Source organism: Maritimimonas rapanae (assembly GCF_057837205.1).
The window spans coordinates 528,258-548,272 of sequence record NZ_JBYQFI010000002.1 but is presented as its reverse complement, the minus strand read 5'-3'; the positions used below and the strand labels follow the sequence as shown (position 1 = coordinate 548,272).

The window sequence follows — 20,015 nt, the reverse complement described above, 5'->3', positions numbered from 1 at the left end:
CCTTTGGTTTATGCCCAAACCAAAAACCTTCTTTAATAAAATTTTAGCTTGGCGATACAAGCATATTCCCGAAAGGCAATTTATTTATATACTTAGTATTCTAGTAGGATTTTTAGCAGGTATAGGCACCGTTCTACTAAAGAATTTCACTCATTATATTCAACTCCTTTTAGATCTAAAAATCTTTAAATCGTTTCAATCTTCTCTATACTTCATTCTTCCAATTATTGGATTGGTAATTGTTTATTTTATAAAAAAGAGATTCCTTAAAAAAGAAATTGGCCATGGCATTTCTACCACTTTATATGCTATTTCGAAAAAAAGTGGAATAATAGAACGTTATAAAATTTTCGCAAACTTAATTACTGCACCAATAACCGCTGGTTTTGGTGGATCTGTTGGTTTGCAAGGTCCAGCTGTAAGCACTGGAGCAGCTTTTGGTTCTAATGTTGCTCAGCTATTTCGTATGAATGCTAAGACTCGAATGTTGCTTATTGGTTGCGCTTCAGCAGGTGCTATGGCATCAATGTTTAAGGCTCCTATTGCCGCTTTAATTTTTGCATTAGAAGTATTTAGCTTAGATGTTGCTTTTGCATCTTTAATACCGCTTTTACTAGCGTCAGTTTCAGCTGTTGTTACTTCTTATTTCTTTACTGGAACTGATATTTTATTGCGTTTTGAACTTGTTGATAAATTTGAAATTAGCGACATCTTTTTTTATGTTATTCTGGGGGTAGGCACTGGGTTAGCATCTGTTTATTTTTCGAAAATATATTTTATCATTATAAACTTTTTTAAACGATTTAAATCTGCTAAAGCAAGGTTAATTGTTGGCGCCATAGCTATTGGAATTATGCTTTATTTTATTCCACCTCTTTTTGGTGAGGGTTACGGATTGATCAATAATTTAATAGAAGGTAATCAACAAGCAGCTATAGGTGAAACTCCTTTCGGAGTTGATTTAAATAATGTATGGATTGTTATTATATTACTTATCGGAATTACCATTTTTAAAGCCATTGCCATGACAACAACTTTCGCCGCTGGCGGCGTGGGCGGGGTTTTTATACCTACTTTAGTAATGGGCAGCGCTCTAGGTAATGCAGTTGCAATGGTTATAAATAATCTAGGATTAGGCTTTAACGTTTCAGAATCTAATTTTACCCTTATCGGTATGACAGGCCTTATGGCTGGTGTGTTGCATGCTCCTTTAACCGCTATTTTCTTAATTGCCGAGATAACTGGAGGATATGATCTTTTTGTACCGCTGATGCTAGTAGCGGCAATTTCTTTTGCTATTACTAAGTATTTTGTTTCTCACTCTATATATACAATGGAACTTGCAGAACGAGGTGAATTACTAACACATGATAAAGATAAAAATACCTTACTGCTAATGGATCTTGATAAAATTATTGAGACCAACTTTATAAGTATACGCCCAGAAATGAAATTAGGTGAAGTTCTTAGAAATGCTGTAGCAAAATCGAATCGTAATATTTTTCCGGTAGTTAATGAAGAAAATGAATTTTTAGGAGTTTTACTATTAGATGATATTCGTAAAATAATGTTTGACGCTAAATTTTACGATTCACTAACTATCAATACCTTAATGCAAAATGCCCCGAATATTATCTATTATGAAAAGGATGCAATGCAAGCTATTATGAAAAAGTTTGAAGATAGTGGTGCATGGAACTTACCTGTAGTAAAAGACAATAAATACCTTGGGTTTATTTCTAAATCTAAGATGTTAACTGCTTATCGAAGAAAATTGATTGAAGTCAGTTCATAATAAATGTCACTTTGGAGATCTCAGAAATGATACAACTTTGTCAGGATAATCTGTGAAAACTCCGTCTAGATTTAGATCATTAAAACCAAAATTTAGAAGTGAGTCAAAATCCTTAAAATTGTCAAGATCATCAGCTCTAAAAGTATAGCCATGAATTTTTAGTCCGAGCTTTTGAGCATCTTTAATAAATTTAAGTGAAACCTCTTTATACCAAGGTCCAATGCCATCAGCATAAGTTGCATACTCTTCTAGAAATTCTTCTTCTTTTTTTGATTCAATTAGCTGGACCAAAAACAATTCGCTATTTAATTCTTTTCGAATACGTTTTAATTCTATAGAATCGAAACATTGCAAAATACAATTATCGTCCTTTGTTTTATATCCGTATAGAGATAAAACATTTAAAACAATCTTTGAAATATCTTTTCCCTCTTTTAGATGAAAAGCTGGTTCTTTTATTTCAGGATAAATTCCAATATTATTACCTGTACTTCTATTCAAGCCTTGAATTAATTCTATTTCATCATATAAAGAATGAAGTTGAAAACTGCTATTCCCTTTAGGGAATCGATTCGGATATATTTGCTCACTCGATTTAGAGTCGAAACGTTCAAATACTTGTAATAATTTTAATTCTTCATATAAAAAATCAATTACATAATAACGACCATCTTTTCTTTTTTTCTCAGGAAATTTTTCAGCAACATCGGTAACCTCGTCCAAATAAATATCATGAATTACTACCGGAACATTGTCCCTGCTCAACACTATATCTTGCTCAATAAAATTAGGATGCATCGCGAAAGCCATAGCTTTGGCAGCTAGCGTATGTTCTGGTAAATAACCTGATGCTCCACGGTGTGCAATAACAGTTTTATCTAATTTCAACTTTGTTTTCATTGGTTGCTGTACAGGTTTTTGACATCCGAGAATTAAAAGTACAATTAAAACTAAATACAAACGCATTTCTAAATTTTTAGATTGATAAATTTAGTAGTTTCGTAATATAAATGTCATTCTGAATGAATGAAATGAGCGAAGAATCTATAAATAGATTTTACATTAAATGTTAAATGACAATAAATTGTCGATGAAACTATTATTAAAAATATTATTCTTTCTGTTTTTAGCAACTCTTATTATTGGTTTTTACTTAAAGTATTTTACCGATTATGAGAAAGCAGACGCTATTATAGGCGTAGATATATTATTTCTTTCCTTTATACTAATGCCACTATTTATCTACCATCGTCACCGTTTAGGGAAGTATAAAAAATATGTGCTAGACGGCACTAAAAAAAATCCTTTTAAGATTGATGAGGATAAGAAGGTTTAGTTGAGATTCCGCTTCTGAATAAAAAATCGTTTGATTAAGTCTCCGCACTCTTCATCTAAAACACCTCCAACTACTTTAGTCTTTGGATGCAGTTGCGTTTTATAATGCTGAAATCCACGTAGGGTATCACTTGCGCCAAAAACAATCTTACCTATTTGAGTCCAATAACTTGCACCTGCACACATTTGGCATGGTTCTAAAGTAACATAGAGTGTACAATCTTTTAAATATTTTCCACCTAAATAATCTGCTGCTGCAGTAAACGCTTGCATTTCAGCATGAGCTGTTACATCATTAAGCATTTCGGTAAGATTATGAGCTCTTGCTATGATTTGATCATTGATAACAATAACTGCACCTATTGGTACTTCATTTTTTTCAAAAGCCAGCTCAGCTTCTTGCAAAGCACGTTTCATAAAATAAGTGTCGTCAAAGGGGTTCTCCATTCTATTTAAATTTCGATAAAAATACAATATCAACTCGTACATTTGTAGCATGTCTAAAAATTTGTTAGATACGATTATTAATCCTGAAGGTCTGCGTAGGCTTTCTACAAATAAACTTCAGCAATTAGCAAAAGAATTGCGTGATTTTATTATCAATGTAGTTGCCACAAAAGAAGGGCATTTAGGAGCTAGTTTAGGAGTAGTAGAACTTACTATTGCTTTACACTACGTTTTTGATACTCCAAATGATTTGTTGGTTTGGGATGTAGGTCACCAAGCTTATGGGCATAAAATTTTAACAGGTAGAAAAGATATTTTTCACACCAATCGTCAGTTAGAGGGTATTTCAGGTTTTCCAAAACGAGATGAAAGTGAATATGATGCATTTGGCGTTGGGCATTCATCAACATCTATTTCAGCAACTTTAGGAATGGCTATTGCTTCCTCTATTAAAGGGGAAACTGAAAAACAGCACATTGCGGTTATTGGTGACGCTTCTATAGCTAGCGGTATGGCATTTGAAGGCTTGAACCACGCAGGTGTTTCTAATGCTAATATTCTTATTGTTTTAAATGATAATGCTATGGGTATTGACCCTAGCGTTGGGGCATTAAAGCAATACTTAACGAATATTAAAAAAGACAAACGAGTACGGAAACACAATATAATTAAAGCGTTAAATTTTGACTATAGCGGCCCAATTGATGGGCATGATTTAAATGCTCTTGTAACTGAATTAACTCGTTTAAAAAGTATTAAAGGCCCTAAATTCTTACATGTTATCACCACCAAAGGGAAAGGTTTACAAAAAGCAGAAGAAGATCAGGTGAAATATCATGCTCCTGGGAAATTTGATGCCAAGACTGGTGAATTGATTCCTAAAACTTCAGAAGCTCTTCCACAGAAATATCAAGATGTATTTGGTTTAACTTTAGTAGAATTAGCTAAAAAAAATGAAAAGATTATTGGTATTACACCTGCTATGCCAACTGGGAGCTCTATGAAATTTATGCTTGATGAGATTCCCAACAGAGCTTTTGATGTTGGAATTGCTGAACAGCACGCAGTAACTTTTGCCGCAGGCATGGCCACACAAGGAATAATTCCTTTTTGTAATATTTATTCTACTTTTTTACAACGTGCTTATGATCAAGTAATTCATGATGTTGCTTTGCAAAAATTACCTGTTATTTTTTGTTTGGATAGAGCTGGTTTGGTAGGTGAAGATGGCGCTACACATCATGGTGTTTTTGATCTTGCGTATTTGAGATGCATCCCAAACTTGATTGTTTTTGCCCCGATGAATGAATTGGAATTAAGAAATATTATGTACACCGCACAACTTGGGCTAGATGCTCCAATAGCAATACGGTATCCTCGTGGGCGGGGAGTTATACTTGATTGGCAACAGCAATTTACAAATATAGAAATTGGCAAAGGAGAAATAATAAAAGAAGGTTCAGAAATAGCTATTTTAAGCATAGGGCATATAGGAAATACGATTATAAACATTTGTGAATCATTCCAAGAAAAGGGAAAAATTGCACATTTTAATATGCGTTTTGTAAAACCTTTAGATAAGAAATTATTACACGGTGTTTTTGGTAAATTCAAAAAAATAATAACTGTTGAAGATGGCACTATTGTAGGTGGTTTTGGGAGTGCTATTTTAGAATTTGCTCAAGAAAATAATTACTCTTCATCCATAAAAAGACTAGGTATACCAGATAAATTTATAGAACACGGATCAACAGAAGAATTGTTTAGTTTAATTGGTGTGGATGAAAAAAATATTATAAAAAGAATTCAAGAATTGATTTAAACGAATAGTAAATCTGTAGATGTGTTCTTAAAATAAAGCTGATAGTTATTAAACTGCCATTTTATACTTCTTTTTATTCTATGATAATCTTTTGACTATAATAGGAGCCATTATTATTAATTCTAAGAATATACACTCCTGAGTTCAAATGTCTAACATTAATATTTTTTGTCCCAACTAAATCAATTTCTTTTGTATATAGTTTTTTACCTGTTACAGAATAAATTTCTATCTGTGAGTTGTCTAAAGTATTTTTACTCTCAATATTAATTAACCCTTTAGCTGGGTTTGGATATACAGATAGATCTTCTGTTTTAGAAATATTTTCAGTAGAAAGTGCCGTACTAGTAAATTTTCCAGTAAAGAAACCTCTACCATAAGTTGAGGCCAATACAGTATTATCTGCAGTTCTTAAATCAAAGCTAGTTACCTTAACATTTTGCATGCCATTTTGAGACTGCAACCAAGTAGGGCTTGAGTTTCTAAAATTATTTGTTCTCCAAACACCTAAATCAGTTCCTATTATTACCTCATCATTTAACAAAGGGTTCATTAATATAGCCTTTACAGGAATATCTGGGAAATTCCCTTCTTTATTCTGCCAAGTGAACCCGCCATCAATTGAAAACCAAATACTTTTAACTCCGTAATTATGAAAAGTAACCATAATTTCATTTTCATTAGCTCCAAAATTTATAGCAGAAATACTTCCTATAAACTCAGGCCCAGAAATATCAATCCAAGAAGGAGACGAATTAGCATTACTAATTTTTAATAACCTGCCCCCATCAGTTCCAACGAATAATCTTGTGCTTCCAGTAGTATATGGAGAAACCTTTATTGCTGTAGCCGGTCTATTTAATAAATCATTTGATAAATCAGTTCTTGTAGGGTTATTTGTTTTTAAATCTGTAAATCTTGATATCTGAAAACCAGCTGTATTAGATGTAGCATTTGAATATAATATATCTAGATTATCATCTAACTCTGCTGGATTAATAAAAGCACCTTCGTTTGTATTTACTATTGTAACTCCACTAAAAATTCCTCCAAAAGGCAGGTCAAATCTTGTATATGAGTTATTTGGTAAAGCTGTGATCATATACTCACCATCTTTATCTATAAAACTATAAGCTCCATCACCGCCAGAAACCTCAACGAAATTGCTTGTGCCTGAAGAACTGTTATTAACATATGGAGATCCATTATCTTGAGTGCCTCCTAAGAATTGATCATTATTCACATCTTGACCAATAGCGCCCCAATAGAATTGAGTAGTGTTATGATCGTTAGAAATTCCTACTATTGAGCTATTAGAACTATTTGATGCACTTAATGAATTAGCATAATATATTCCTCCATCAGTTGCAATCATTGCTTGGTCTGGGTTTGATGGTCGAAAAATTAATTCATGAATATCTGCGTGAACAAGTGGCACATTGAGGGTTAATAATCCCGGGTTATTAGACCACTTTGAAATTTGATCCCAGTTAGATCCTCCGTCGGTACTTCTAAAAGTATCAATTCCCCCAACATATAGAATATCATCATTTGCTGGGTCTATCGCAAGCATTAAGTCGTAAAAAGCTTGGCCCCTAGTAAAATCATTTGCAGGAATTCCATTATCTGCATCATCAGGGAGAGACATGGTTGTAGTATTAGTAAAACCATCCAATGTTTTTTGAATCGTTACAGTTCCTGTTTCTGCTAGAATATAAATTTTATTTGGATTAGTGCTTGAAATAGCAATTTCTGTTCTATCACTACTTGAAATGCTGTGTTTAAGACTAAAGGTGGTTCCATTAGTTGAAGATAGTATTCTACCTCCGCCATCACCATAACTTACACTATTGATTGTAGAAACCCAGATTGTGTTATCAGAAGCTATCTCAATATCATTGGGTAATAGTGGGTTTCCATTAGGGCTTGATGGTAACATTAGCTTAGTCCAACTAGAACCTCCATTAGTAGATTTATAAAGACCATAATCTGCCCCTAATAAATTACTTGAAGCTTCTCTGTAAATGGATTCAGCAACCGCCACATAAATTTCTGTTACACCTGAATTGTTTCTAGTAGCAATATCATTAATATGATAAATTCCTGGAACAACAGTTACGCCTACTGGTAGATCTGTTGCTATGTCTTCTAAAGTAATATTAATGGTTTGAGATTCAATTATATTTAAAATTGACTCGCCATCAGTTTTTGAGATCATTACCGAAGGAATATTAATTGTTGCATCTGTTCCTGCCATAGCAAACGGGTTTCCAGAAACATTATTTATAACAATTACAGCAACAGCTCCAGCATTTTGAGCGTTTTTTACTTTAGCTGTAAAGTTACAACTCCCTCTTTCTACAACAGCAATTTTACCATTTATAGCTGAAGCATTAGTTAACGCATTACACCCTTCTGTTGAGGATGCAGTACCATCATTAACTAAAACTAAACTACTTGTTATAGGCGAGCCTATTGCAGGACCGAACCCTCCAGCTCTTACGGCATCTAGTTCACCAGAAATACTTCCAGGACTATTTATAGTGACTTTAGATCCTGCATTAAAAAAAGATGTTCCGGTAGATCCTCCAAAAACATGGATCCAACTTGCGCCCCCGTTGGTAGATTTCCAAACTCCATTACCATTTGCTTGGCCTTGCACATAAGATTCACCAGTGCCCAGATACATAATATTTGAATTATTTACATCTGTAGTAATGGATGAAACTGCTAGATTTTCAGGTATAGCAATTCGAGACCAAGATGAGTTTTGATCTGTAACATCATTGTTGACAAATAAGCCTCCGCTTACTCCTCCAGCAAAAGCTCTTTTACCAGAGGCATCATTTGGATCAAACATCATTGCTCTAGATCTTCCGGGGATGTTTTTTGGCCCTCTTTCTATCCATGGATTAGTATTATCTACTCCTGGAACACTCTTAAGGTTGTTTGAAATTAAAAGCTCTTTTTGAAGACTTAATCTTTTATCAAATTCTGCTATTCCAGTTGCAGGATTCATCTCCAATAGGTATTGTTCTTCAAAATATTTATTTGGAGGAATACCAAGCTTCTTTCTTTCCTTTTTAGAAAGATTTAAAGTTTTATTAAAATGGTGTGATTCTAAAAAAGAAATATGCTTTTTTCTTTTTAAGTTAAGCTCTGATAGCTCGCTTTTCGGAATTACTATTACAATAATTAAAGTGAAAAGTAAAAATATAAAAAAAGTAATTTTCGATTTCATACACAAATCTATTTGAATTAGAGAGCGAATATAATAATTTAGCCCATAATAAATTGTTAGATATCAAACACTTTAAACTTCTATTCCTTTTATTTTTTTATGCAATAAAATCGCTGCCCCATCAGACATGCCGGCAATAAAACTACATACGGTTAAGATACGATTGTAAAGGTTTTTATCTTCGCTTCTATACTTTTCAGGAAGTAAATTCATTAATAATTTATCATAATTCGTAGCCGTTTTATTAAATGAATTATTAATTGCATCGATAAAAACATCAAGTAAATCTGCTAAAACCCTATATCCTGAAATTTCTTTTTCAATAACTTCTTTACTTCTATAAATTCTTTCTACGCTAATTTTTATAATATCATTGATCTGTGCTTCGTATTTACATTTATCAAGTAATGAAACTTGATATTCTCCATTAAGTATCGCTTCTTCATTCTCTAAAAACACCTTGGAAGCTTCATTTATTAAATTACCAATAGCCAAAGCACGTAAATAACTCAATCGATCTTGCTTAGTTTTTAGTTGATAATATTTCTCTGTATTAATAGTATCTCTAACAAGGTTAATTAAATATTCCAGCGCAAATTCTTCTTCAATCAAACCAAGATTAATGCCATCTTCAAAATCTATAATGGTATAGCAAATGTCATCAGCGGCCTCTACTAAAAATGTTAATGGATGACGACTAAAAGTTACATCATTTCCTGTGCGAACTTGTTTTAAACCCAAATCATTGGCAACATCACTAAACAGTTCTTTTTCAGATTGAAAAAAACCATATTTTTTATCGATGATATTGTTTGTAGGTTTTTTAGGTAACGATTCCTTCGGGTATTTCATGAAAGTACCTAAAGTTGCATAAGACAAGCGCAAACCTCCTTCTATGCCTTCTCTACTTTCCGTTAAAATTCTAAAACCATTAGCATTTCCTTCAAAATCGATCAAATCTTGCCATTGCTTATCCGTTAAGTCTGTCTTATATTTTAATCCATTGCCTGATTTAAAATATTCTCCGATGGCTTTTTCTCCACTATGTCCAAAAGGAGGATTTCCTATATCGTGGGCTAAACAAGCACTAGCAACTATGGCTCCAAAGTCATTTGCTTGATACCCTAAATCTTTTAAATTTGGATATTTTAAAATCAATTGCTTTCCTACAATTCTTCCTAAAGAACGCCCAACTACAGAAACTTCTAAACTATGTGTTAAGCGTGTATGAACAAAATCTGTTTTAGATAAGGGAACTACTTGTGTTTTATCTTGTAAACTCCTGAATGAATCAGAAAAAATTATACGATCATAATCTACCTCGAAACCAATTCTTGTCTCATCTTGATCTTTTCTATTTCTCTTGCTAGTATCACCAAAACGTTTTAAAGATAGTAGTTGTTCCCAATTCATTTAGCTTAAATTTTAAGACCGTGCAAGGTACATTATTTTCAATTCTTTTTTTAGTTAACATTAATTTAAAGTTGACCTTTCTAAGCTAACATTTATATAACCTAAGCATCATAAATCTTTAACTTCTGATTAACCCAATCTTTACATTAGCTTTCTTTCTTTGCGTCAGAAAATTTGATATAAGACATCATGAAAAAATTTATTTTGCTTTTCTTTTTATTACCATCTTTAGTAGCAGTCGCTCAAGAAAAAGGAACAATAGAAGGAATTGTTTTAGATAAAGAAGTTAACAACGAACCTTTGCCATTTGCTTCAGTATCTATTAAAGGAAAAGCAGTGAGATCAACAACAGACTTAGACGGTTTTCATACTTTAAAAATTGAACCAGGCACATATACTGTTGTATTTAATTTTCCTGGTTATGAAAAAGTTGAGGTAACTAATATAATTGTTGAAAAAGACAAAATAACCAAATTAAAAGATGTAACTATCGGCGCTTTAACATTAGCCTCATTGCAAAATGACACCGCTAAAGAAAGTTCTTCTCGGTTAAAACGATAATTCAAAAAAGTATAATGAGATTAATATTATCTGTACTGCTACTACTAGTGGTCTCTATAACTACTGCTCAAAATAAAGGTACCATACAGGGAACTATACTAGATAAAGAGGCTGGCAATGAACCTCTTCCTTTTGCTAATGTTTTTATAAAAGGAACAAAAGTTGGTACAACTTCAGACATTGACGGGCTTTATATTTTTCAAGCTGACCCAGGCACATATACTTTAGTTTTTAGCTTCGTTGGGTATCAAAAAGTAGAAGTGCCAAATATTTTGGTTAAAGAGGGTGAGGTAACAACTTTAGAAAACATATTAATGGGAGCCACCGAAGGTGTTTCTCTAAAAGAAGTAATTGTTAAAGCCTCTACAAAAAAAGAAAGTGTTGCTGCTTTATTAACCGAACAAAAGAAAGCAACAGAGATTAAAACAGCTATTGGTGCTGAAGAACTTTCAGCTAAAGGTATTAGTGATGCTGCAGGAGCCGTAACTAAAATAGCAGGAGTTTCTAAACAAGAAGGCTCTAGTAATGTTTATGTAAGAGGTCTTGGAGATAGATATCTTAATACTACTTTAAATGGCTTGTCTTTACCTTCAAATGACATCAATAAAAAGAATATTGATCTGAACATCTTTTCGTCTGATGTGATTGAAAATGTTTCGATAAGTAAAGCTTATTCAAGTAAATTCTATGGTGATTTTGCTGCAGGTAATATAGACATCGCTTCGAAAGATTATAAAGGTGATGGCTTTATTGAAGTTTCTTTAGGTAGTGGTTTTAATAATAGAGCAATAGATAAATCTTTTGTAAAAAATTCTGGTACTGGTCAATTTGGATTTTATGGAAGATATAATAATAATCCTTTTGCTGTTGTTTTATCACATGGAGTAGACCCAATAGAATCTCCAATGTCTCCCATTAATTTAAATATTGGAATTAATGCTGGAAAGTCTTTCGACATTGGCGAAGAGTCTCGTTTAAATCTTTTTTTAACCACTTCTTTTGATAGTGATTACGAATATAGAAAAGGAAGGGCAGTAGACTTTACCACGGTTGAAAAAAAGAAATTTCCTAATGTAGAAGAATTTGAATATGGTACTACTACAACCATCATGGGAAATATCGGATTTAAATTTGATGATGATAATTCTTTCAAGTTTAATTCATTATTCATTAATAAGTCTGGTGACGAAGTAGGTTATTATGGTATTAATGGTTTAGGTTCAAATAGAGATGCCATTCTAAATACCGATGAAGGTTTTTATCAAATGAATTCACAATTCAATCAAGATCTAATTTTCGTAAACCAATTTGTGGCTGAACATAATTTAGGAGAAAAATTAAAATTAGATTGGGCTATTGGTTACAATAATGTCTTTTCTCATGAGCCAGACAGAAAAAGAATAAGTGTCGAAAATTACCACCTAGCGTTTGATAATGATCCAAATACAAATCCTGTATTCTTTACCAATAACTCTTTTGATAATCAACGCTATTTCCAAAATATTGAAGATGAAGAATTAAATGGAAGAGTAAATTTAACCTATACAGCAAACGAATCTGTAAAATTAAATTTTGGGTACAATGGTAGAACGAAAGAGCGTAATTTCGACAATATTAGATACGGCTATAATTTTGTTGACAACAATTTACCTATTACTGATGCAAACAACTTAGATGCCATTTTTGATGTAAATAATTTATCTATTGATGGTGAAACCGGTTTATTTCAAACAACGGTTTTTAGAGCTATTAACCCTCCACAAACTGGACCCATAAATCGCCCTGGTTTACCAGAAAACACCTACAGAGGTAATCTTGATATTTATGCAGGATATATAAATGCTGAATTCAATATAAATGATAAATGGTTGATAGTTCCAGGTATAAGAGTAGAAGCTTTCGATCAAGAAATTGTTTATGATGTGATTAACATCAACCCAAACGATCCAGGATTTAGAGAAACAAAAGAGACGTTTATCTTACCAAGTTTAAGTATCAAATATGCCTTAAACGACAATCAAAATTTACGTTTTGCATTTAGCAAAACAGTCTCTAACCCAGAGTTTAAAGAAATGGCGCCATTTGTTTATGAAAGCGTAACGCAACGAATTGCTGGTAATCCAGATTTATTAAATGACCCTTCGTTTTCAGAAGTATTTAACCTTGATTTAAAATACGAATGGTTTATAGGCAAAAGTGAAATCCTTTCTTTAGGAGGCTTTGCCAAACAAATAAATGACCCAGTAAATTTAGTTGTTGCTAATGATGCTACTGGTACACAGCGTTATTTTAGAACTGGCGAAAAAGCGACTATTTATGGCGCAGAATTAGAAGTAAGAAAAAATTTAATTCTTAACGAAGAAGAGCAATCAGAGCTTTCAGCTGGATTGAATTTTACTTACATGCACACTGAACAAGATCTAAGAGCGTCAAACGGTTTATTTACCACAACTTTCAATAGAACAGAAGATAATTTACAAGGAGCTTCTCCAATAATTGTAAATGCAGATATTAACTACAGCCCAACTTTTAAAAATTATAAGCCAACTGCTAATCTTGTGTTTTCTTATTTCTCTGATAGAATACAAGCTTTAGGTTCTGGCCAACTAGGTAACATAATAGAAAAGGCTGTACCAACATTAGATTTTATTTGGAAAAATAAAATTGGAGAAAATTTTCAAGTAAACTTAAGCACAAAGAACTTATTAGACCCTAACATCGAATATGTGAGAGAAAGCTCAGGTGGTGATGTTACTATCTCTCAATACAAAAGAGGAATGAATATAGGATTATCATTAAAATATAACTTTTAACTATTAACAATCAGAATTAAATTAAAAAGAAAATGAAAAACACTTTATTAAGCTTAGCAATAGTATCATTATTATTCGCATCATGTGGCGATGATGATACTGCAGATATTATTATCAACGATAATAGTGTTGTAAATAATAATAACGGCAATGGTGGAACTGGAAATGAAACGATTCAACTTTCAGGAAATCAAACAGCAGATTTAACTTTAGATGCTGATAAAGAATACATAATCAATGGTCCACTTATTATGGAAAGTGGAACCACATTAACAATACCAGCAGGTATGACTATAAAAGCTGCAGCTACCGGTGCAGATGTTTACATCGCAATTTCACAAGGGGCAAAAATAGATGCTTCAGGTACATCTAGTAGCCCAATCATTTTTACTTCAGCATCTAATACTCCAAATGCAGGTGATTGGGGTGGATTAATCTTGCTAGGTAAAGCACCTATAAATTCTGTAACAGGTGGTGATGCAACATCGACTTCAGAAATTGCAAGTTTACCTTATGGTGGGTCTGTATCAGATGATAATTCTGGCACCTTACGCTACGTAAGAGTAGAATACTCTGGTGGAAAAGCAGATGGTCAATCAGAAAATAATGGTATTTCTTTTTATGGAGTTGGTAATGGTACAACTGTAGAATATATTCAAGCTTTTGAAGGGAAGGATGATGGTATTGAATTCTTTGGCGGAACTGTTAATGTAGATTATGTATCGGTAATTAACGCACAAGATGATTCTTTAGATTGGACTGAGGGCTATACAGGAACAATAACAAATGCTTATGTAAAACATGGTGCAGACCATGATAAAGGTATTGAAGCAGATGGTTTTAATACAGATATAGGGAATAATGCTGATCCAAAATTCTTCTCAAAGCCTACAGTAACTAATTTAACAATTATTGGTTTAGGTTCTGGTACAGGTAATGAAGCTATTCGTTTAAGAGCAGGTACTCAAGGAACCTTTACCAATGTTTCTCTTCAAGGTTTTGCAGAAGGTTTTGATCTAGATGGTGATCAAGGAGATAGCCCAACCGGAGCAGGTGTTTTAAGTGAAGATCTTAAGGTAGTTTCTGTAGTATTTGATGATGTCACATTAAACATGAAAAATGATACAGGCGAAACATTTGTTGAGGCAGATTTTTTAACTGTTGATGCAAATGCTACGGGTACCGATTTTGCCACTTGGGGAGCTGGTTGGGCAAGACAATAATATAAAGTTATATTACATAACTAAAAAAGCCTGCAAATTGCAGGCTTTTTTTAGTTTATTTTTCTATTATGAGTTTGCTTCGGTTTCTTTTACGCTAATAATTTTACCTTTATCGTAATAAACTTCTTTTAATGTGGTTTTCGAATAAAATAACCACTTCCCTGTTTTTACTCCATTTTCGTAATTACCAATGGAAATCTTTTTTCCTTCTTCATTATAGTACGTCCAAGTACCATGTAACTTTTTATCTTTAAAGAAGCCATGTTGTTCCATCTGACCATTATCATGATAAAGTGTTGCCTCAACTAAATCACCTTTCTGTTTGTATTTAGTTTTACCTTCTTGTGCAAACAAAAAACCTACACAAAACATCATAAAAAGTATGGCTATTTTCTTCATAATCTTTTTCAATTTATTAGTAATTAACGTTACTAAATTATAGAATATTTTACATTAAATCAACATTTAGATAACATTAAATTAACATTGTAAATTTAAATAACTAATAATCAATAGGTTACATTTATGTAAAAATGAAATTTAGGTTCTCTTTCTTTAATAAAAAAATTTAGTTATCGTAAGAAATATTTAATAATTAGATAATGTTTTGTTTACATAATGCAGTGTTAAACATTTTACTTTTGTCTATGTCTTAGACAGGTATTATTTCAATAATCAATTAGTTTTTGTCAACTAGATTTTGAAGTACTAAGGCTACTTTGGCCAAAGTAGCCTTACTTTTTTATTTAAAACTTCATTTAAAAATAACTTATTAGAAACCTTTAGTTAACATTCGATTTAGTTCTTTGCGGCGACAAAAACTAATTACGATTATGAAACTTAAAGTTGTATTAACTTCTATTGCCTTATTCACATTATTTCTTGTTAGTAGCCAAGAAACTAATGCTCCAAAATTTGGCAAGGGCCTTTTTAACCTTGTAGGAAAAGATAGCTCTTTTACCATGAAAATTGCTACGCGCATGCAATTTTTAGCTATTGCTAATTGGGAAAAAGAAAACGATTCATATATAAATCCTGAGCAGAATTTTTTAGTAAGACGTGCTCGTTTAAAATTTGATGGGTTTGCTTTTAGCCCTAAATTAAAGTATAAAATAGAATTAGGTTTATCTAACAGAGATATTTCTGGCGCATCTCAATTTAATCGAAATACTCCAAGATATATTCTAGATGCTGTTGTAATGTGGAATTTCTATGAAAATTTTGAACTGTGGGTAGGTCAAACGAAACTCCCTGGTAACATTGAGCGTGTAATATCCTCAGGTAATTTACAACAAGTAGATCGCTCATTGTTGAATAGTAGATTTAATATCGATCGTGATTTAGGAATTCAATTAAGGCACCACTTTAATCTTTCAGATAATTTTTTAGTGAGAGAAAAATTTGCAATTTCTCAAGGTGAAGGAAGAAATGTTACTGAAGGAAATCTCGGAGGGCATCAATATACCGCAAGGTTAGAGCTTTTACCTTTTGGAAAATTTAAAAGTAAAGGAGATTATAGTGGAAGTGACCTTAAAAGAGAAGACAAACCTAAATTAATGCTAGCTGCCACTTACGATATTAATAAAAATGCAGTAAAGAACAGAAGTAATCAAGGTTCTTATATGATAACTGACACAGGTTTCTTTGAAACAGATATAAAAACATTCTTTTTTGATGCAATGTTTAAATATAAAGGATTTTCATTTATGGCCGAATATGCAGATAGAGATGCCGATGATCCATTTGCTAAGAATGGTGATGGTTCATTAACGGGAGATGAGGTGCAAGTTGGTAAAGGTTTAAACTTACAGACGGGTTATCTATTCAATAAAGGCTGGGAAATTTCTGGTAGATATACGAATATTAAATTAGATAAAAATATAACTGGAAAAAACCCTGAAGATCAATATACCCTAGGTGTTTCTAAATATATTTTTGGTCATAAATTAAAAGTACAATCAGACATCAGTTATTTATCATTAGATGGAAGTAATGATGAATTGATGTTCAGATTACAATTTGATGTACATTTTTAATCTAAAAACATAACATTTCGGTAATATTCAACTAAATAATAATTAAGATTTTTGCAAAACTAAATTTAGAAAATGGAAAATATTTACTTAATAATGATAATTGCTCTTGTTGTTTTAGCTGCAGCCGATTTGGTTGTAGGTGTAAGTAACGATGCAGTTAACTTTTTAAATTCAGCTATTGGCTCTAAAGCTATCCCTTTTAGAACAATAATGATAGTGGCTAGCCTTGGTATTTTCTTTGGAGCAGTCTTCTCTAGTGGTATGATGGAGGTTGCCCGTAAAGGAATTTTTGTGCCTGGAGAATTTATGTTTAATGAGATCATGATCATATTTATGGCAGTTATGATAACTGACATACTCTTGCTCGATTTCTTTAATACATTGGGTATGCCAACTTCAACTACAGTATCAATCGTATTTGAATTATTAGGTGCGGCAGTAGCTATGGCATTAATTAAAATTGGAGCCTCAGACACACAGTCTTTTTCTGATTTGGCAACTTATATCAACACTGAAAAAGCAATGCAAATTATATCTGGTATTCTTCTATCTGTTGTAATTGCGTTTAGTGTGGGTGCTCTGGTTCAATATGTCTCTAGACTTATTTTTTCTTTCCATTATGAGAATAAAATTAAATATTTAGGGGCCTTGTTTGGTGGTGGTGCACTAACCGCCATTACTTACTTCATTTTCATGAAAGGTTTAAAAGGAACTCCGTATTATAGTGATGTAAAAGATTTATTAGAGGGTAATGAAGTAATGATCATTGCAATTAGTTTTGTTGTTTGGACAGTTCTTTCTCAATTATATATGGGGGTATTAAAGAAGAATATCTTTATTCCTATAATCGCCATAGGTACTTTTGGTCTTGCCCTTGCTTTCGCCGGAAATGATTTGGTAAACTTTATTGGTGTGCCTATGGCTGCATGGCATTCATATGAAGCATGGACAGCTTCTGGTGTGCCAGCCACAGAATTCTCAATGGGTGTGTTATCTAAAAAAGTGCCTACTGAGCCTTTGTTATTATTTATTGCTGGTGGAATTATGGTACTAACTCTTTGGTTTTCTAAAAAAGCAAGGACAGTTGCTGATACAGAAATTAATTTAGCTCGTCAAGGAGAAGGCGCTGAAAAATTTCAGCCTAATGCTTTATCTAGAGCCGTAGTGAGATTTACTATGTTAGTTTCAAAATACACTACAACTGTGCTGCCAAACTCAGTAACTAATAAAATAGAAAAGCAATTTGAAAAACCAGTTGTTAATTTACCTAAAGATAAAACATACGAGCTTCCAGCTTTTGATCAAGTAAGAGCTTCAGTAAACTTAATGGTTGCTGGTGTATTAATTTCCATAGCAACATCAATGAAATTGCCTTTGTCTACCACATACGTAACCTTTATGGTGGCGATGGGTACTTCGTTAGCTGATAGAGCTTGGGGTAGCGAAAGTGCTGTGTATAGGGTTGCAGGTGTTTTAAATGTTATTGGCGGATGGTTTGGTACAGCGATAATAGCCTTTGTAGCCGCTGGAACAATGGCATTGTTAATTAATTTAGGTGGACCTGCTGCTATAGCAATTCTATTATTCCTTGCAGTATTGTTACTGGCGCGTAATTATATTCGTCATAAAACTAAATCTAAAGAGCAAAAAGCAGAAGATAGCTTAAATGCTGCTGAAAGTAATTCAATACAGGGGGTTATAGAAGAAAGTGCTTCTAATATTTCAAAAGTATTAAAAAGAGTAAGTAAAATTAATGAGTCAACTATAAATGGATTAATTAATCAAGACCTTTCAGTTCTTAAAAAAGCCAAAGGAACTGTGGTAAAGCTTGAAAATGAAATAGATGATATACAAAACAATATTTTCTATTTTATAAAAAACCTAGATGAATCTTATGTAGGAGCAAGTAAACTATATATAGATGTTATTGGCGACCTACAAGATATGGCGCAATCAGCTAGTTTTATTGCTAAAGCTAGTCATAAGCATATTAATAATAATCATAAAACTCTAAAAGTAAATCAGGCAAAAGAGTTAAAAGAAATAGATATTAAACTTCGTGGTCTTTTCGATAAAATAAGAGGAGTCTTTGATTCACGTTCTTTTGATCAATTATTGCCTATTCTTGAAGAAAAACAACAATTGCTAGATAATGTTCGAGAATACATTCAAATTCAAGTAGAACGTACTAGAACTACTGAGTCGAGTCCTAAAAACACTACTTTATACTTTAGTATTTTATTAGAGACTAAAGACTTGATTAAGGCTACAATGAATTTATTAGAGTTATATTCTCATGATGAAACTCAAATTTCTGAATAAGTTTAGAGATATTAATTGGTTCATAACATAAAATTAAAAAAGGGGAGCAAGCTTGCTCCCCTTTTTTAATTATCACCTATTATGCTACTTTAGACCACAACGTTTTAACTTCTTCACAAATTACTTCAATTTCTTTAATATAATGTTCAAAATTGTCAGGTGTGCAAACTACTTGTTCCCCAAAAACATCAATAGAAAGACATAACTCTGGATGTACTTCTGTTTTATACTTCTCTGACAACACAATCATATGACGATATACAAGTGAAGAAACTTTTCTCGACTTTTTTATATCAAAAATATTCCCTTTAGATATATGAAGTTTAATCGCTCCTAAATAATATTTCTCATCTATTAAAACTTTAAATATTAAATCTGGAGATATTATAATTTCTATATCATTTAAGAAAATAGATTTTATCTGACTCTCTTTTATTATCTCTAGGTTATAATTTTTAAAAATCTTAGGAAGCTTAATTCTCAAATACCTTTGCATAGCAATTAAAGAAACTCTTTTATTTTGCATTTGCTGTGGCTTTTTAGGAATTCTTTCTTTTAATCTTCTAATTCCTTCTAAAATTGGTTGTAAATCACCATTCTTCCTTAAAGATTTCTTAATACATGCTCTTGGGGTTTGATACCACCCAACTCTTAATATTTTGGGTGATTTTTGATCACGAATTATTCTTTCCTTTTTAGAATCTGTAGCCGTTGAAAAATCTACCAACGGGTTAATACTAATTTTAATATTTCTATTATTTTTCATTATTTATAAATTTACATTGACAATTGTTAGTCAATTTTGTTAATAACCTAATGATATCTTTTAGTTTTTTGACTATCAAAAAGTTAACTCTAATAATTTTAAAAATGGAAATATTTAACTTGCGAGGAATTCGCGATTTTCGTAGGTTTGACAAACGAAAAAAGGAGAAGAGATACTCTCTCTTCCTATTCAATCAATTTTCTTGTTTTTGGCCTGTGAAATCCAAAAAGAAATTAAATTT

14 protein-coding genes are annotated in these 20,015 nt (G+C 32.3%); 8 read left to right on the top strand and 6 right to left on the bottom strand.

Annotated elements, in window-relative coordinates; genetic code table 11:
* Positions 1 to 10: 10 nt before the first annotated feature.
* Positions 11 to 1,795, top strand: coding sequence for a chloride channel protein (locus tag AC3IF2_RS12545; RefSeq protein ID WP_489167789.1), 1,785 nt, complete (start codon positions 11 to 13; stop codon positions 1,793 to 1,795).
* Between the two features lie 6 nt (positions 1,796 to 1,801).
* Here the strand turns inward: AC3IF2_RS12545 and glpQ are convergent, their stop codons facing one another.
* A complete protein-coding gene (gene glpQ, locus AC3IF2_RS12540) occupies positions 1,802 to 2,761 on the bottom strand; it encodes a glycerophosphodiester phosphodiesterase (RefSeq protein WP_489167787.1) in 960 nt (319 codons plus the stop codon).
* 124 nt (positions 2,762 to 2,885) lie between these two features.
* Between glpQ and AC3IF2_RS12535 the strand changes: the two genes are divergently transcribed.
* Positions 2,886 to 3,131, top strand: coding sequence for a hypothetical protein (locus tag AC3IF2_RS12535; protein ID WP_489167785.1), 246 nt, complete (start codon positions 2,886 to 2,888; stop codon positions 3,129 to 3,131).
* Here AC3IF2_RS12535 and AC3IF2_RS12530 read toward each other — a convergent pair.
* A complete protein-coding gene (locus tag AC3IF2_RS12530; RefSeq protein ID WP_489167783.1) occupies positions 3,128 to 3,577 on the bottom strand; it encodes a nucleoside deaminase in 450 nt (149 codons plus the stop codon). The genes AC3IF2_RS12535 and AC3IF2_RS12530 overlap by 4 nt on opposite strands.
* A 49-nt stretch (positions 3,578 to 3,626) precedes the next feature.
* Between AC3IF2_RS12530 and dxs the strand changes: the two genes are divergently transcribed.
* A complete protein-coding gene (gene dxs / locus AC3IF2_RS12525) occupies positions 3,627 to 5,399 on the top strand; it encodes a 1-deoxy-D-xylulose-5-phosphate synthase (protein WP_489167781.1) in 1,773 nt (590 codons plus the stop codon).
* A 73-nt stretch (positions 5,400 to 5,472) separates the two neighbouring features.
* Here dxs and AC3IF2_RS12520 read toward each other — a convergent pair whose 3' ends face one another.
* Together AC3IF2_RS12520 and AC3IF2_RS12515 are read right to left on the bottom strand one after the other, a co-directional pair.
* Entirely contained in the window at positions 5,473 to 8,640 is a 3,168-nt protein-coding gene (locus tag AC3IF2_RS12520; protein ID WP_489167779.1) for a PA domain-containing protein, read from the bottom strand.
* Positions 8,641 to 8,712: 72 nt separating this feature from the next.
* Positions 8,713 to 10,053, bottom strand: a complete 1,341-nt coding sequence (locus tag AC3IF2_RS12515; RefSeq protein WP_489167777.1) for a deoxyguanosinetriphosphate triphosphohydrolase — start codon at positions 10,051 to 10,053, stop codon at positions 8,713 to 8,715.
* Positions 10,054 to 10,242: 189 nt separating this feature from the next.
* Here AC3IF2_RS12515 and AC3IF2_RS12510 point away from each other — a divergent pair, with 189 nt between their 5' ends.
* From AC3IF2_RS12510 to AC3IF2_RS12500, 3 genes are read left to right on the top strand one after another with little or no spacing between them, the layout of a single operon-like run.
* Positions 10,243 to 10,614: a carboxypeptidase regulatory-like domain-containing protein gene (locus AC3IF2_RS12510; protein WP_489167775.1), complete on the top strand. Its 372-nt coding sequence runs from the start codon at positions 10,243 to 10,245 to the stop codon at positions 10,612 to 10,614.
* A 14-nt stretch (positions 10,615 to 10,628) separates the two neighbouring features.
* Positions 10,629 to 13,427: a TonB-dependent receptor gene (locus tag AC3IF2_RS12505; protein ID WP_489167773.1), complete on the top strand. Its 2,799-nt coding sequence runs from the start codon at positions 10,629 to 10,631 to the stop codon at positions 13,425 to 13,427.
* Positions 13,428 to 13,459: 32 nt separating this feature from the next.
* Positions 13,460 to 14,650: a multidrug transporter gene (locus AC3IF2_RS12500; RefSeq protein WP_489167771.1), complete on the top strand. Its 1,191-nt coding sequence runs from the start codon at positions 13,460 to 13,462 to the stop codon at positions 14,648 to 14,650.
* 66 nt (positions 14,651 to 14,716) lie between these two features.
* Here AC3IF2_RS12500 and AC3IF2_RS12495 read toward each other — a convergent pair whose 3' ends face one another.
* Positions 14,717 to 15,049 (bottom strand): toxin-antitoxin system YwqK family antitoxin, encoded by a 333-nt coding sequence (locus tag AC3IF2_RS12495; protein WP_489167769.1) that lies wholly within the window; start codon positions 15,047 to 15,049, stop codon positions 14,717 to 14,719.
* Between the two features lie 434 nt (positions 15,050 to 15,483).
* Between AC3IF2_RS12495 and AC3IF2_RS12490 the strand changes: the two genes are divergently transcribed.
* Both AC3IF2_RS12490 and AC3IF2_RS12485 read left to right on the top strand, forming a co-directional pair.
* Positions 15,484 to 16,686: a porin gene (locus AC3IF2_RS12490; RefSeq protein ID WP_489167768.1), complete on the top strand. Its 1,203-nt coding sequence runs from the start codon at positions 15,484 to 15,486 to the stop codon at positions 16,684 to 16,686.
* Between the two features lie 72 nt (positions 16,687 to 16,758).
* Entirely contained in the window at positions 16,759 to 19,008 is a 2,250-nt protein-coding gene (locus AC3IF2_RS12485; protein ID WP_489167766.1) for an inorganic phosphate transporter, read from the top strand.
* A 79-nt stretch (positions 19,009 to 19,087) separates the two neighbouring features.
* Here the strand turns inward: AC3IF2_RS12485 and AC3IF2_RS12480 are convergent, their stop codons facing one another.
* Positions 19,088 to 19,774: a hypothetical protein gene (locus AC3IF2_RS12480; RefSeq protein ID WP_489167765.1), complete on the bottom strand. Its 687-nt coding sequence runs from the start codon at positions 19,772 to 19,774 to the stop codon at positions 19,088 to 19,090.
* Positions 19,775 to 20,015 lie beyond the last annotated feature (241 nt).

What these genes read in the sequence shown, in the direction of transcription:
- AC3IF2_RS12520 (WP_489167779.1), bottom strand. Translation starts at nt 8,640, where the DNA reads ATGAAATCGAAAATTACTTTTTTTATATTTTTACTTTTCACTTTAATT.
- AC3IF2_RS12505 (WP_489167773.1), top strand. Translation starts at nt 10,629, where the DNA reads ATGAGATTAATATTATCTGTACTGCTACTACTAGTGGTCTCTATAACT.
- AC3IF2_RS12485 (WP_489167766.1), top strand. Translation starts at nt 16,759, where the DNA reads ATGGAAAATATTTACTTAATAATGATAATTGCTCTTGTTGTTTTAGCT.
- AC3IF2_RS12490 (WP_489167768.1), top strand. Translation starts at nt 15,484, where the DNA reads ATGAAACTTAAAGTTGTATTAACTTCTATTGCCTTATTCACATTATTT.
- AC3IF2_RS12535 (WP_489167785.1), top strand. Translation starts at nt 2,886, where the DNA reads ATGAAACTATTATTAAAAATATTATTCTTTCTGTTTTTAGCAACTCTT.
- dxs (WP_489167781.1), top strand. Translation starts at nt 3,627, where the DNA reads ATGTCTAAAAATTTGTTAGATACGATTATTAATCCTGAAGGTCTGCGT.
- glpQ (WP_489167787.1), bottom strand. Translation starts at nt 2,761, where the DNA reads ATGCGTTTGTATTTAGTTTTAATTGTACTTTTAATTCTCGGATGTCAA.
- AC3IF2_RS12545 (WP_489167789.1), top strand. Translation starts at nt 11, where the DNA reads ATGCCCAAACCAAAAACCTTCTTTAATAAAATTTTAGCTTGGCGATAC.
- AC3IF2_RS12530 (WP_489167783.1), bottom strand. Translation starts at nt 3,577, where the DNA reads ATGGAGAACCCCTTTGACGACACTTATTTTATGAAACGTGCTTTGCAA.
- AC3IF2_RS12510 (WP_489167775.1), top strand. Translation starts at nt 10,243, where the DNA reads ATGAAAAAATTTATTTTGCTTTTCTTTTTATTACCATCTTTAGTAGCA.
- AC3IF2_RS12515 (WP_489167777.1), bottom strand. Translation starts at nt 10,053, where the DNA reads ATGAATTGGGAACAACTACTATCTTTAAAACGTTTTGGTGATACTAGC.
- AC3IF2_RS12480 (WP_489167765.1), bottom strand. Translation starts at nt 19,774, where the DNA reads ATGAAAAATAATAGAAATATTAAAATTAGTATTAACCCGTTGGTAGAT.
- AC3IF2_RS12495 (WP_489167769.1), bottom strand. Translation starts at nt 15,049, where the DNA reads ATGAAGAAAATAGCCATACTTTTTATGATGTTTTGTGTAGGTTTTTTG.
- AC3IF2_RS12500 (WP_489167771.1), top strand. Translation starts at nt 13,460, where the DNA reads ATGAAAAACACTTTATTAAGCTTAGCAATAGTATCATTATTATTCGCA.